Below are 13,734 nucleotides of genomic sequence, written 5' to 3'. Positions count from 1 at the left end.
CAGCCTCGCACACACCTGGCCCGCGACAGCCTGTAGGTCTCCTGGTCGGACGAGCCCGGCCCGTTCCTGACGGAGACGGGTGGGTGAGGGCGAAGGCCGGAGGTCCGAGATCAGGACGGTCCTGCCCGACCGTCCGGACCGGCCGGGACGCCAGTGGGAGACGGAGACGACACCGGGATCCAGCAACTCCAAGCCGTCGAAGAACCGGGCGAGTTCCTCCGGGCTGCGGTTGATGCGGGGGTTGTCGCTCGCCGCGTTCCACTGCTCGATCATCTCGCGCATCTGCTGCGGGTCGAGAACCTCGGTGTCGTCGCAGAGCACGAGGTGACTGCCGGAGGGCAGGGCGTCCATCAGGCGGCCGACGAGGTCGTAGACGGTGTCGTCGGTGACGTGGGCGGTGACGCCCAGCAGCATCAGTGCGACCGGCTGTGTGAAGTCCAGTGTCCTGGCTGCCTGTTCCAGGATGTTCTCCGGGTCGCGCAGATCGGCGTCGATGGAGGCCGTCGCGCCTTCGCGCGTGCTGGTGAGCAGCGCCGCGGCGTGGGCCAGGACGACCGGGTCTGCCGAGTGGCCCACCCGCTTGCCGAACTCCGGGCGCTCCAGGCCCGCCCGGATGCGCAGCAGCTTCAACTGCCGTCCGAACGCGGTCACCACCCCCGCCCCCGGTTCGTCCCCGGGCCTCCGGCTCCCCTGCCCCTGACCGTCCTGGACCGGCACCACCCCCGCTCCTCACCAGCCTCTTCGTCCCGCACCGTCGTCATGCCTCGCGCCTCCCCGTTCCGTACACCGCCGCCCGCCGCCGCGTACGAAGGGGTCGGCGTCGGCGCGTCACCACTGGTCGCGCTAGGCCACGACACGCAACCGTGAGTACATGACCGCAACGCAACCACTCCTGACGGTGAACCGGCCCGCGATCCGCGAACTCGTTCAGTGGACGCGTGACCAGCGGCCATCCGTGCAGGACGCCATCGGCCGCCCACTGCGGACCTATGACGAGTGGGTGCGTGAGCACATTGACCGGTTTCGCCGACCTCGACGAGTTGCGCCGATTCCGCCGGAAGACGCAAGGAACGGTCTCATCGGTGAGCCGGGCCACGGTGCGTTCGGTGGTCCAGCGGCGCCGGCCCACCCAGCCGCCTGCCGGAGTCCGCACCCCTACGGGCGATCCGGGGCGTGATGCCACGGCCACGTGACCGTCGGCGCAGGCGGGGTGGTCGTGGCCCGCTGCCGCGATCGCGGCAGCGGGGGGCGCTGTGGAAGGGGACGCTATCGCTGCTGTGCGAGCCACTCGTCGAAGGTGGTCGGCGCGATGCGGGCGCCCGGTCGGGGCAGCAGCACGTCACCGGCCATCGCCGGGCCGAACAGCGCTGACCACGTCGGCACGAGCTTGACCGCACGGCCGCGCGCGTCGTTGGTGCGCCGGGCCATGTCCACCAGGTCCTGCGGCTCGGGACCCGCGACCTCGCGGTAACGCCCCTGCGGTGCGCCCGTGGCGATCTCGGCGAGGACGTCAGCCACATCCGCGGGTGCGATCGGCTGGACGAGCAGTGGCGCGATGGTGGCGGTGCCTTCCCGCTCGGTCCAGCTCGTCACCATCGCGGCGAAGTCGTGGAACTGGGTGGCCGGAACGATCGTCCACGGCACCGGGCCCTCGGTCACGAGACGCTCCTGCTCGCGCTTGCCGGCGTAGTGCGCACTGCCCTCGACGCGGTCGAGGGCGGCGATCGAGAGCAGCACGTGGTGGCGGACACCGGCCCGTTCCTCGGCGGCGAGCAGCGTCCGGGTGGCGGTGCCGAAGTACGTCACCGCTTCGTCCCGGTCGGTCGCCGTGCAGTTGGTGGCGTCCACGACGGCCTCGACGCCGGTCAGGGCGGCGTCGAGGCCGTCGCCGGTGGTCAGGTCCACGCCGAGTGAGCGGCTGATGCGCACGACGTGGTGTCCGGCCTGTTCCAGGGCGGCGACGGTGAGCGCCCCGATGTTCCCGGTCGCTCCGGCAACGGCGATTCGCATGGTCCGCATGGCGGTCTCTCCTCTGTCCCTCGCGCTGCCGCCTGACGTTATCTCGGACTAAAGAGGTCTGCAATATCCGGGATAGGATCCGGCCATGAAGCTGCCTGTGAGCACGGAATGGCTGTTGCACTGCGCCACGTCGCTGGCGCAGCTCGAGGCGGGGGCCACCACGTCGGCGGCACAGCTCGCCCGGTACTTCGACCTGCCGGCGGCCTATCTCGCCAAGCAGCTGCAGACGCTGGTCAAGGCCGGTGTGCTGGCCGCGACGACGGGCCCGCGCGGTGGGTTCCGGCTGGCCCGGCCCGCTTCCGAGATCACGCTCCTGCAGATCGTCGAGGCAGTCGACGGTGCGTCCTCGCCGTACGAGTGCCGCGAGATCCGCCAACAGGGACGGGGGGCACTGCCCGCCGAGGAGTGCCAGAACCCCTGCATCCTCGCCGAGAAGATGGCCGAAGCCCACGAAGCCTGGCGGCACAGCCTCGCCGCGACCTCGCTCGCCGAGATCATCGCCGCACTGCCCCCGTCGGCCCCGTCCCGCACCCGCCTGCGCCTGACCGGGACGCCGTAGCGCATCCGCCGCCACGGGCAACGCCTCGGAGGTCGCGCAGACAGGCGGCCGGTCAGGCCCGCGCGAACCCCGGTGGGTCGAGGACCTCGACGATGCGTGCCGCCGCCTCGCCGAGGGCTCGCCGCTGCTCGGGCGTGAGAGTGTCGAACACGTAACGACGCACGGCGTCGACATGCTCGGGCGCCGCGGCGGCGACCTTGTGCCACCCCTCGTCGGTCAGTCTGGCGAGGGTGAACCGGCCCACGGTGCCCGGCCGGGAGGACACCGAGGCGGTGGTGGACGGTCGCCCTGTGCCTTCTTTGAACGTCGTCAGTACGCCCCGAACGACCAGAAGACGCCTGTCTCTTCGCCGTTCACCGCGACCACGCCCAGGTCCTCGAATATGTCGAGGCCTGCGATGTACTCGCGGGTGTGGAAGCAGTGGGACGCGGTGCCCTGGAGGCCGGATGCGAGGAAGTCCGGTGTCGAATCGGAGGCGGCGGCCGTCGCGTTGGTCCAGTAGCGCGCACCGGGCCCGTACCGGTCGAGCAGCAACCGGGCATCCGCCAACAGGGCGTCCCGGTTGGAGCGGGAGCGGACGGGGGCCGGCTCCCCCTGCCATTCCTCGGCCATGACGGCCAGCGCGGCGACCGCTGCCTCCGCCTCCAGGGGGTACAGGTGAGTGGGCAGCAGCGCCGGGTCCGGCGGGTCGAAGGGGTACGCAGGCACCGTGTGGCGGGCGGTGTTGGCGCGGTCCCAGTCCAGTCGGACCCAGCCCCGGGGGTCGGGGACCGACCGGTACAGCACGGCGTGGACGTCGTGCGCCCAGTCCTCGTGCCGCCGAGGGCCGGTGGCCGCGAAGGTGTACGTGTCGTCGAGCAGTCGCAGCGCCGCCGCGTTCCAGGGACAGCGACGAGAGCGGAACTCCATCAGCAGACCGCCGACTTGGCGGACAAAGGCGTCCTTCGGCTCGCGGGGGATGCACCGGAGTTGGTCGAGGGCCCAGTGGACGAGCCCGCTCCTTCCTTCCGCTGCAAGGCGGACCGGCCCCTGCGGGAGCGGGAGTTCCGTTCCGTCCCATAGCGCCTCCAGGTGTGCATCGAGCAGATCCAGGGCGGTCCGGTCGGCAGTCAGAGGCATCTCGCCACCTTACGGGCTGCCCCGCGATTGATCTTGGGGCGTGCCGGTCCGGGGATCCGGCGGGCTGGTGGTTCAGCACTCGCCGGCCGGCCCGTTACTCGTACCGGTACTTCAGCGAGTCCGCCTCCGCCTGCTCGATGTCGGCGACCGTCAGCTCCGGCATCCGCAGCTGGGCCAGCGTCACCTCGGCCGAGGTCGGCTGGGCGTCCGCCGGCAGCCACTGCTCCGGCTTCCAGGCCCCGCTGCGCAGGAGCGACTTGGGGCAGTGCGGGTAGACCTCCTCGATCCCCAGCACCAGCGCACTGGCCGGCGGCTTGCCCACGGCGGTCAGCTGCGACAGCAGCTCCGGGCGGGTGGAGACGACAGCCCGGCCGTTCACCCTGAGCGTCGTGGTGCGCCCCGGGATGACGAACAGCAGCCCGGCCCGCCCGGTGGCGATGACGTTCTGCAGGGTGTCCAGCCGCTTGTTGCCGGTCGCGTCCGGTATCGCCACCGTCCGTGCGTCCAGGACGGCGACGAACCCGGCGGGGCCGCCGCGCGGGGAGACGTCACAGTTGCCCTCGGCGTCCGCGCTGGCGACCAGGACCAGCGATGAGCATCCGATCAACCGCCGGGTCTGCTCGGTGAGTTCGGTCATCTGCTTGCGCACGGCCGCGTCGCCGGGGAGTTCGTACACCCGGCGCAACGCCTCCCGGTCGGGCACGGCGTCGAGGCGGAGCGAGTCGAAGGCACTGCCGGCAAGGGGGGTCGTCATGCCCCGACCCTAACGGGCCGACCTGCGATCGGCCTTGGCCGGTGAGTGCGGGGACGGAGAGACACCCGCGCGAGTTGTCCGGTGGGTGACGATCAAACAGGCTCGCGCGACCATGTCCCGTCCTGCCTTCTGCGGGCTGTCGCGCCGACATCCGGACGAGTCGGTCGCAGAACTCGCCCCGCGTTGGGGGGCGCGCTGTGAGTCCGGGCGCCATGAGCGACGTGAGGGCGCCCGTCGGCGGGAGGCGGGGGCCGGGCCGAAGGACGAACTGGTCTTCACCGACCGGCCCCTGGTGACACTGGTCCATCTGCGGACCGGGCTCACCCATGAGGCGTTGGGCGTGCTCTACGAGGTGGGGTCCTCCACGATCGGCCGGGCCATCCGGGAGGTCCGCCCGCTGCCGGCAGGCCGTGGGTTCGCCGTCCCCGACCGGCCCGGCATCCGGCTACGGACCCTGGAGGACGTGTTCGCCCATGCCGGGGCCGAGGACGTCACCTTGCGGATCGACGGGATGGAGACGCAGATCCGCCGCCCACGCGCGGGCCGTCCCGGCCGGCGGGCCTTCGTCTCCGGCAAGCGCAGGCAGAACACCGCCAAGACCACCACGATCAGCGACGGCCAGAGCCGCACCCTGTGGTCCGGGGCCCAGCGCCCCGGCCGAATGCACGACCGGACCGCCATGCGCACCGAGGACACCGCCGAGCAGTTCCACCGGCACCCCGGCGTGAGAGCCGAGGCCGACGACGGCTACCGCGGCCTGGTCAACGAGTTCCCCGACCAGGTCAGCACCCCACCCAGGAAACCGAAGGATACGAAGGCCCCGAACGACGGGCCGGTCACCGAACGCTACGGCTGGCGCGAGATGAAACGCCGCCAGTCCTCCCGCCGGATCTGTGTCGAGCACGCCAACACCGAAGTCCGCCAGGGGCGCCCGCTCCAGCGGTACACCGACCGCCGCGAGACCTACGGCGAAACCCACCTCGCCATCGCCGCTCTGGTCTCCGACCGCGCCGCCAAGCGACCCACCCGGCACAAACCCAGCACCGAGCTGGTGCACGTCCGCACAACGGCCTGCTGAACCACGATCCAGCCGAACCCGCAGGCCAACACGCCCCAAGATCAATCGCGGGTCAGCCCGTTAGGCCCCGACACCTCGTCGAACCCCGGGCGGTTCACCGACTGCTCACGGCTCCGGTACAGCGTGGTCCAGCCACCGCCCGGCACTCCGGGACCCTGCGCGCCTATCTCGACCGCTTCCGGCTCGTCACGGTCCGGCAGAACGGGCCGTCCCGCATCTGGGACGCCGTCGAGGCGCACATCACCCGGTGGCGCGGCGCCGGGGCCCCGCCGTTGGAGCAGTTCGAGATCACCCTCACCTCCGAACAGCCGGCAATCACCTGGCCGGACCGCTGACCGGTATCTCACCCCTACGCTCCGCCCCACCAACACCACAAGGCGGAGCGCTTCGCTCCGACGGGAACCCGGAGACTGATCACCCCATCACGCAGCCCTCCAGGCAGTGTCTGCGATGTGCAGTTCCAGTCCGCTCAGTCCACCGGCTGCTTATCCTTGTGGCCATGACTGTCCAGCCTCCGGAGCCCTCTCCGCGCCCTGCTCCATCAGGAGAGCTCCGCGCCTCTCACGACGACCGGGAAGCAGTGGTGGAGCAGTTGCGCGATGCGGCAGCCGAGGGGCGAATCGACCTCGATGAGCTGGATTCGCGCCTGGAGCAGGCGCTGAAGTCCAAGACTTACGCCGAGTTGGCCGTCCTGACCGCCGACTTGCCGAGGCTGAATTCCGCTGAGAACCGGCCGCCCCTGGTGCTCAAGGGCGGCCTGTACGGCGCGTCTCGAGGCCCCGGGCGCTGGGAGGTTCCCGGGCACGTGATCGCTCACGGAAGCGTGGGGGGTGTGAAGGTCGACTTCACCCGGGCTGAGTGCCGCCTCACGGAGGTCGCAGTGGAGGCGTACGGGGAGACATCCGGTGTCACGATTGTCATCCCCGACGGCTGGGCCGCAGACACCAGCGGCATGGATCCCGGCGTCGGCGGCCTGACGGACAAGACCACTCCCGACCGGCTCCCGGGAACTCCGCTGATCCGGCTCACTGGATCCGGCGGCATGGCCGGAGTAGTCATCCGCCACCCCAACCGCCGGGAACGACGCAAGCTGCACAGCAACCCGACGCAGAGCTAGGACGCGTGCCGAGATATTGATCAAGATCTGAAACGATCTTGGAATGGCTCGTGGCGACCTGCCGGACGAACAGTGGGTGTGGCTGGAGCGGTTGCCGCTCGCGCGGCGGCCTGACCACCAAGATTCACCTGGCTGTCGACGCCTCATTTCACGTCCTGGTCGCCGTGGTCACCGCGGGGCAGCGGGCCGGTGCCCCGGTGTTCACCGAGGTCATGGACCGCATCAGTGTTCCGCGGATCGGTGGCGGACATCCGCGCACCCGACCTGCTCATGTCCTGGCCGACCGCGCGTACTCCTCCCTTCGGATCCGCCAGTACCTGCGTCGCCGGCAGATCCCGCACACCATTTCCGTGCTCGGCCGGCGGTGACGCAACTTCGGAATTCCTGAAGCTTCCTCATCCGATCCGATCAGTCTGCGGCCCACTCGAAGGCGAGGAGGCGCTTGAGTCTCCAGCGGCTGGAGGGTCCAGGATCTCGCCCATGGACGACGAACGCCCCGACCTGCTCACCATCGGCCGGCTCGCGCACCGCACCGGACTTCCGGTGCGTACCCTGCGCTTCTGGGCGGACGAGGGAGCGGTGCCGCCCGTGGCCCGCTCCGCGAGCGGTTACCGGATGTACGACGCCGGGTCCGTGGCCCGCGTCGAACTGGTCCGCACCCTGCGGGAGCTGGGCCTCGGGCTCGACGACGTGTGCCGGGTGCTGAGCGGTCGGACCACGGTCGCCGAGGTCGCCCACGCGCACGTGGCCGCGCTCGACGCGCAGATCCGCTCGCTCAAGGTGAGCCGGGCCGTCCTGTCCACCGTGGCGAAACGTGGTTCCACCGCTGAGGAGACAGCACTGATGAACAGGTTGGCGCGGCTTTCCGCCGCCGAACGCAAGCAGATCATCGACGAGTTCAAGGAGGAGGTGTTCGGCGGTCTCGACGTCGAGCCGCGCCTGCGCGACCGCATACTCACCTTCAGCATCGAACTGCCCGACGATCCCGCACCTGAGCAGGTCGACGCCTGGATCGAACTGGCCGAACTGGTGCGGGACCCCGGCTTTCGCGCCCGGTTGCGCACATGGATGGAGCTCAACACGCCCGTACCGGGGCAGGGTCGTCTCCCCGGGGCGTCCATCTGGTGGGCCAGGCAGGTCGTACAGACCGTCGCGGAGGTCAGAGAACGCGGGGTCGCCCCCGAGGCACCGGAGGCGGCCGAGGTGCTGTCCGAGCTGTTCGGCGACGCCGAACGGACCGCCGTGCTGCGCAGCCTGGAGGCCGGGATCGAGGCAGGGGCGGAGCACTACCGCAGGCTTGTCGCCCGCGTGCGCGGGCAGGATTCGGCGCCCGACGCGACCGAGGAGCTGGAATGGCTGGCGCGGGCCCTGCGCGCCGCAGATCAGGCCTGACCGGCCGGCAGGTGGCGACCCTGGAGCGACTACGCGTCGACCGGCAACGTGAAGAGGCCATGGTCCGAGGCCCCGGCCCCCTCAACCTTGCCGAGGTCTTCGGGCTCGATGAGAAGACCGTGATGCGCTACGCGGACTCCGCACGCTCCCTGTCGGCGCAGCCCGCCGAGGTCGACCCTGCGGGTTGAGCGCGAACCCACTGATCCATTCCCCGAAATCGGGGCGACACGCCCGCGGGTTCATGCTGAAGGACCTTCAATTCCCTCGAACTCGCGGGCCTCTGGAGGATGGACCCGTGCGTGGGTTCGCGGTCAACTCACGCGGTCGTGTCCGCGTACGCATTCAAAGCTGCTCAACCGCGTGCGGATGAACGTGCCCGGCAGCAGGGATCGCCAGAGGGCGGTTCGTGGGCTGATTCCCTTTCCGGGTGAGACTGGGGGCAGGACAGCCGACCAGCGCGTCGCCGACTACTGCTTCCTGGCGAAGTCGACTGTGTTGGCTTCGACGAGGACGCCGAGTTTGACCAGGCGTTTCAGCAAAGCGAGAGGCCGTCGTTCCCCGTCTCGCGGCTCTCCCCGTACCGCGCCGACGCCGCTGCGGAAGCTGCGCGCGGACGTTCCGGTGGAGCTGGAGGAACTCGTCCTGGACCTGCTCCGCGAGGCGCCCGAAGCGCGCCCGGTGGACGTGCAGGCGGTGTACGAGCGGCTGCGGCCGCTCCTGCCTCGCCGACGGACGAGGCGGAGGAGTCGCCGCCGGGCGAGGCGGGTCCGGCCGGGGCGCCCGACCCGACCGGGGTGTTCCGGCGCCCGTACGCGCCCCGCTCGCGTGCCGGAGCAGTGGGCGCGCGGCCCACCGCGGCCGACACCGGGCCCGACGCGGCTGGGGCGCCGGTGCTGCCACCCGCACGGCGCGAGGAGCTGCGGGAGCAGATCCGCGAGGTGCACGACCACTACGCCGCATTGATGGAGGAGGAGCGGTTCTCCCAGGCCGCCGAGGTGGTCGGCGAGATGATCGGGACGGCCGCCCGGGTGCTGGGCTCGGAGAGCAGGGCGGTCCTCGCGCTGCGCAGGCGCCGGGCGTTCAGCCGTCAGCCGTCAGCCGTCAGCCGACCGACGATCACCGGGCCGCGCTGCCGGAGTTCGAGGCGCTGGCCGACGCGTACGCCCGGGTCGCCGGCCCGCACAGCGAGGCGACGCTGGACTGCCGGGCGCAGGCGGCCCGCTGCCGTGGCGTCCTCTGCGGGCTCGGCGCGTCACCGGCCTGCTCGGACAGGGCGGTCAGCCGGCCGGAGGGCCTGCGAAGGCGGCCAGTTGTTCCCCGTGGAGCACCACGATGGCATCGCAACTGCACTTGCAGTACTCCACTTCACCGTCGGACGTCCGGTGACCGGACAGCAGGTGCCAGGAGGGTCGGCTCAGCCCGGCGGCACACCCCCAGTCCTTCAGCGGACAGGAACCCTGGTCCGCAGGCTCCGGCGGGTTGTTCACCTCGGCGGACCGGTCAGCGGTGATCGGGTCCGGAGCGGGAGAGTGCGGCATCGGCGTCACCCCCCTTCGGTGGGGCCGCGTCCCCTGCCTGCGGGGCGGGCTCGGGCAGCATGCGGAAGAACAGCCAGCCGAGGACGGGCATCAGCACGAGCGGGGCCAGGGCGGTACGCAGCGAGGTGGCGTCGGCCAGGCCGCCGATCAGAGGACTGGCCAAGCCGCCCACGCTGACGGTCAGGCCGAGTGTGACGCCACTGGCGGTGCCCACACGGGAGGGCAGGTAGTCCTGCCCGAGAGTGACCTGCAGGGAGAACGGCACGTACAGGCCCACCGACGTGAGTGCCACGAACGGGTACAACGCCGGACCGGGCGCGAGGAGCAGGCCCGCCACGGATCCGGCGGTGAGCAGACAGGACCAGCGGCAGACGGTGACCCGGTCCCAGCGATGGGCCAGTGCTCCGCCCAGTACGGAACCCACCGCGCCGCCGAGGTAGAGCACGAACAGCGCCGCGGCGCCCGCCGCCGTGCTGCCCCCCATGCGCTCGGTGGTGTACAGGGAGAGGAAAGTGCCCAGCCCGATGAAGACGACCGACCGGCACACCACGGCCAGCGACAACTTCACGAACGACGCCACGTCGTCGGCCCGGGCCGCCACCGCGGTTCCGCGTCCGGCGCCGGTGCGCCGCTCCAGCGCCCGCAGCACGGGCAGGCACAGCACCGCGCCGACGAGCGCCGGCAGGACCAGGAACGGCGTCAGGCGCAGCCCCCCGGTGGCGACGACCGCGGTGATCATGAGCGGGGCGAGCGCGAAGCCGAGGTTGCCGCCCAGGGAGAACCAGCCCATCGCGCTGTGGCTGCCCCCACTCACCACCCGGGCCACCCGGGCGGACTCGGGATGGTAGGCGGCCACGCCCACCCCGGAGACGGCCACGAACGCGAGGGTCAGCGCATAGGAGCCGCTGAGCCCGCTCAGCGCGATGCCCAGACCGCCCAGCAGCGTGCCGGCCGGCAGCAGCCAGGGCATGGGCCGGCGGTCGGTCAGCGCACCGAACACGGGCTGCGCCACCGAGGAGAGCAGGGAGGCGGCGAGCACGAGGCCCGAGACCGCGGCGTAGTCGTAGGCGCGCTCGGCCGCGAAGAACGGCACCAGGGACGCCACGGCTCCCTGGTAGACGTCCACGCAGGCGTGCCCGGCGGACAGCAGGAGGATCGACGGTTTTCTTCGCACCCCGTCATGGTGGGTTCCCGGCAGGGTGTCGCACTTCCGATAAACTGCCAGGCGATGACGGAAATCCGCCACACGTCGATCGCCCCGACCCGCACCCAGCGACTGGCCCCCGGCGCCGCGATCGAAGCCCACCGACACGACGACCACCAGATCGTCTACGCCGGCCGCGGGGTACTGGCCGTCACCACGGGCGCGGGCTCCTGGGTCGCCCCCGCCACCCGCGCCATCTGGGTGCCCGCCGGCACCGTCCACGCCCACCAGGCACACGGCGAGATCCAGTTGCACCTGGTGGGGCTGCCCGCCGACGAGAACCCGCTGGACCTCGCCGCCCCGACCGTCCTCGCCGTGGGCCCGCTGCTGCGCGAACTGATCATCGCCTACACCCGTTCCCCGGGCGACAGCGGTCCCGAACGGGACCGGCTGCGCGCCGTGCTGCTCGACCAACTTCGGGCCTCGCCACAGGAACCGCTCCACTTGCCCGCCCCGACCGATCCCCTGTTGCGGACGCTGTGCGACATCCTGCGCGCCGATCCGGCCGACGGCCGCACCCTGGCCGAACTGGGCCGTGCCGTCGGGGCGAGCGACCGGACCCTGTCCCGGCTGTTCCGCGACGACCTCGGCATGACGTTCCCCCAGTGGCGCACCCAACTGCGTCTTCACCACGCACTGGTGCTGCTGGCCGGGAACACACCGGTCACCACGGTCGCGCACCGGTGCGGCTGGTCGTCCGCCAGCACCTTCATCGACGTGTTCCGCCGCACCTTCGGCCACACACCCGGCACTCATCCCAGAAGCTGACGCCCCGGTGCGGTCCGGCCGGACCCGCTCCCGGCCCCGCTGTCGCACCTTGGGATCGCTCCATGCCGCAGCTCGCCTTCGGCATCGGCTTCTTCGCCGAACTCCCCCAGCTCCAGCCGCCGGTGAGGAAGGGCGTGCTCGACGCCTGGAAGAAGTCCAGCCGGCTCACCCTCGACCAGCTCTTCAAGGACCCGGGGCTGAAGTTGGAGAGCCTGAAGAACGCGAAGGACAAGCAGATCCGGACCATCCGCGTCGACCAGTTCTGGCGCGGTGTGGTCCTCGCGCCGTCCTCCGGGGACATCTTCGTCCTGCTGCGGGTCATGCAGCACGACAAGGCGATCGCCTGGGCGAGGAAACAGAAGTCCAGCATCAACGAGGTGACGCGGGCCGTGGAGATCCGGGACGCGGCCACCCTGGACGAGATCACGCCGGCGTACGAGCGGGTGGCCGAGGCCTCGCCGAAGGCGCGGCTGTTCGAGAAGTTCTCCGACGGAGATCTGAGCGCGCTCGGCATCGACGCCGAGACACTGCGGCAGGCCCGGTCGCTCGTCGACAAGGAGCAGTTGGAGGTCTTCGCACCGCTGCTTCCGCAGGACCAACGGGAGGTGCTGCAGTACCTTGCGGAGGGCTGCACGGTGGAGGAGGTCTGGCAGGACATCGTCGCGTCGGCCCTCCAGGCGGCGACGCAGCCGGTGGACACGCAGGACTTCGAGACGGCGATCCGGCACAGCCGGGCGCGGATCGCTCTGGTCACGGCGTCGGAGGAGTTGCGGGACATCCTGGAGAAGCCCTTCGCGGCCTGGCGGGTCTTCCTGCACCTCTCCCAGCGCAAAGTGGCCTACCGCGCGTCCTACTCGGGGCCCGCCCAGGTGACGGGCGGGCCGGGCACCGGCAAGACCGTCGTCGCGCTGCACCGGGTCAAACACCTGCTAGGGCACCTGCGCGACGGCGACCGCATCCTGCTCAGGACGTACACCAACGCGCTTGTCAACGCGTTCCGTTCGGGCCTGGAGTCCCTGGTGGACGACCCGGAGCTGCGCAAGCGCGTGGACATCTCGACGGTAGACGGCTTCGCCAGCCGTGTCGTCGCGGAGGCGCCGGGCGCGGTGCCCCTGCGACCGCTGATGAGCAACGAGGAGGTGAGCCGCTGGGGCAAGGCCGCCAAGGCGACGGGCTTCACCGGCAGCGCGCAGTTCCTCGCGCAGGAGTACCGGCACGTCATCCTGGCCCAGGGCGTCGGCACCCTGGCCGAGTACGAGGCGGCGGACCGGCGGGGACGCGGCAGCCGGCTGATGGCGGCCGAACGGCCGCTGGTGTGGGAGACGGTGGAGCGGTTCACGGCCGACCTCGCGGCGGACGGGGCCCGCACTTGGCTGCAGACGTGTGCGGAGGCGGCGCGGCTGCTGGAGGCGAAGGGACTGCGGTACCGGCACGTGGTGGTGGACGAGGCGCAGGACCTGCATCCGGCGCAGTGGCGGCTGCTGCGCGCGGCCGTCCCGGCCCGCCCGGACGACCTGTTCGTCGCCGGGGACCCGCATCAACGGATCTACGACTCGAAGGTGTCGTTGAAGGCGCTCGGCATCAAGGTGACCGGGCGGTCGGTGAAGCTGCGCAAGAACTACCGCAGTACCCAGGAGATCCTGCGCTGGTCCACCGCCCTGCTGGTCGGCCTCCGGCAGCGGGCCCGCGTGGCAGCCTCCGGCTTCTCCGGAGTGCCGTGGCGGCCCCGCGGTGCCCGCCCGGGTGTGCTAGGGATGTCTCCATGTCGCTGCCCCACGTGGTGCTCACGGACTCACAGGCCCGTCTGCTGGCGGAGCTGGTACTCGCGCCCCTCCCGGTCCGGGAGGGCGGTGACGTCGCCGCGTGGGCCAGCGAGGAAGAGGTGGCAGCGCGGGGTCTGGATCACGAGGTGACGCCGGCGGACCTGCGCCGGCTCGTCCTCCTCGGGCTGGTCGTGCCGGAGGCAGGTTGCGCGCGGGTCACCGATCTCGGCACGGCTGTTCACTACGAGGCTCAACTCGGTGCCGCACACGCCCGTCTCGGTGACGTGGTGCGCTTCGCCGATGCGGTGGAGAGGACATGTCCCCGCCTCGCCCCGACGCTCCGTCTGCTGGCGCAGGGCGAGATCACTCTACGAGCAGCGGTCACCGCCGCGGCCTCTCCGGAGCAGTGCGGCTGACGCGCGG

General features: G+C 71.3%; 12 protein-coding genes and 3 pseudogenes. 9 read left to right on the top strand and 6 right to left on the bottom strand.

Annotated features, from left to right (window positions below; all coding sequences use genetic code 11):
* Positions 1-144: 144 nt before the first annotated feature.
* Positions 145-561, bottom strand: a pseudogene (locus ACVW19_RS29935) (SAM-dependent methyltransferase); the annotation flags it as partial.
* A gap of 705 nt (positions 562-1,266) precedes the next feature.
* Positions 1,267-2,019, bottom strand: a complete 753-nt coding sequence (locus ACVW19_RS29930; RefSeq protein ID WP_457463301.1) for an SDR family oxidoreductase — start codon at positions 2,017-2,019, stop codon at positions 1,267-1,269.
* An 85-nt stretch (positions 2,020-2,104) separates the two neighbouring features.
* On the opposite strand from ACVW19_RS29930, the gene ACVW19_RS29925 reads away from it, so the two are divergent.
* Positions 2,105-2,578 carry an RrF2 family transcriptional regulator gene (locus ACVW19_RS29925; protein WP_457463299.1) on the top strand — a complete coding sequence of 158 codons (474 nt, stop codon included), beginning with the start codon at positions 2,105-2,107 and terminating at the stop codon, positions 2,576-2,578.
* A 52-nt stretch (positions 2,579-2,630) separates the two neighbouring features.
* On the opposite strand, the gene ACVW19_RS29920 is transcribed toward ACVW19_RS29925, so the two are convergent.
* From ACVW19_RS29920 to ACVW19_RS29910, 3 genes are all read right to left on the bottom strand, one after another.
* On the bottom strand, positions 2,631-2,843 hold the full coding sequence (locus ACVW19_RS29920; protein WP_457463298.1) for a hypothetical protein: 213 nt from the start codon (positions 2,841-2,843) through the stop codon (positions 2,631-2,633).
* Positions 2,844-2,887: 44 nt separating this feature from the next.
* Positions 2,888-3,697, bottom strand: coding sequence for a hypothetical protein (locus tag ACVW19_RS29915; protein ID WP_457463297.1), 810 nt, complete (start codon positions 3,695-3,697; stop codon positions 2,888-2,890).
* A 94-nt stretch (positions 3,698-3,791) separates the two neighbouring features.
* Positions 3,792-4,451, bottom strand: a complete 660-nt coding sequence (locus ACVW19_RS29910) for an MSMEG_1061 family FMN-dependent PPOX-type flavoprotein (protein WP_457463295.1) — start codon at positions 4,449-4,451, stop codon at positions 3,792-3,794.
* A 112-nt stretch (positions 4,452-4,563) separates the two neighbouring features.
* Here ACVW19_RS29910 and ACVW19_RS29905 point away from each other — a divergent pair, with 112 nt between their 5' ends.
* From ACVW19_RS29905 to ACVW19_RS29885, 5 genes and pseudogenes are all read left to right on the top strand, one after another.
* Positions 4,564-5,529, top strand: a complete 966-nt coding sequence (locus tag ACVW19_RS29905) for a transposase family protein (protein WP_457463293.1) — start codon at positions 4,564-4,566, stop codon at positions 5,527-5,529.
* 499 nt (positions 5,530-6,028) lie between these two features.
* Positions 6,029-6,646: a DUF1707 SHOCT-like domain-containing protein gene (locus tag ACVW19_RS29900; protein ID WP_457463291.1), complete on the top strand. Its 618-nt coding sequence runs from the start codon at positions 6,029-6,031 to the stop codon at positions 6,644-6,646.
* A 35-nt stretch (positions 6,647-6,681) separates the two neighbouring features.
* A pseudogene (locus ACVW19_RS29895) lies at positions 6,682-6,993 on the top strand (transposase); the annotation flags it as partial.
* 133 nt (positions 6,994-7,126) lie between these two features.
* Positions 7,127-8,038, top strand: a complete 912-nt coding sequence (locus ACVW19_RS29890; RefSeq protein WP_457463290.1) for a helix-turn-helix domain-containing protein — start codon at positions 7,127-7,129, stop codon at positions 8,036-8,038.
* Positions 7,999-8,226, top strand: coding sequence for a hypothetical protein (locus ACVW19_RS29885; protein ID WP_457464906.1), 228 nt, complete (start codon positions 7,999-8,001; stop codon positions 8,224-8,226). The genes ACVW19_RS29890 and ACVW19_RS29885 overlap by 40 nt, the downstream gene beginning before the upstream one ends.
* A 1,312-nt stretch (positions 8,227-9,538) precedes the next feature.
* Here the strand turns inward: ACVW19_RS29885 and ACVW19_RS29880 are convergent.
* Complete coding sequence (locus ACVW19_RS29880) at positions 9,539-10,750, bottom strand: MFS transporter (protein WP_457463289.1); 1,212 nt, start codon at positions 10,748-10,750, stop codon at positions 9,539-9,541.
* Between the two features lie 54 nt (positions 10,751-10,804).
* On the opposite strand from ACVW19_RS29880, the gene ACVW19_RS29875 reads away from it, so the two are divergent.
* From ACVW19_RS29875 to ACVW19_RS29865, 3 genes and pseudogenes are all read left to right on the top strand, one after another.
* The gene (locus ACVW19_RS29875; protein WP_457463287.1) at positions 10,805-11,548 is read left to right on the top strand and encodes an AraC family transcriptional regulator; all 744 of its coding nucleotides are present in this window, start codon (positions 10,805-10,807) and stop codon (positions 11,546-11,548) included.
* Between the two features lie 62 nt (positions 11,549-11,610).
* A pseudogene (locus ACVW19_RS29870) lies at positions 11,611-13,218 on the top strand (UvrD-helicase domain-containing protein); the annotation flags it as partial.
* Between the two features lie 239 nt (positions 13,219-13,457).
* On the top strand, positions 13,458-13,727 hold the full coding sequence (locus ACVW19_RS29865) for a hypothetical protein (protein ID WP_457463285.1): 270 nt from the start codon (positions 13,458-13,460) through the stop codon (positions 13,725-13,727).
* The last annotated feature ends 7 nt before the right edge of the window (positions 13,728-13,734 follow it).

Source organism: Streptomyces sp. TE5632 (assembly GCF_054061295.1).
The sequence above is the reverse complement of the archived record's forward strand: the minus strand, read 5'-3'. Positions and strand labels throughout refer to the sequence as shown.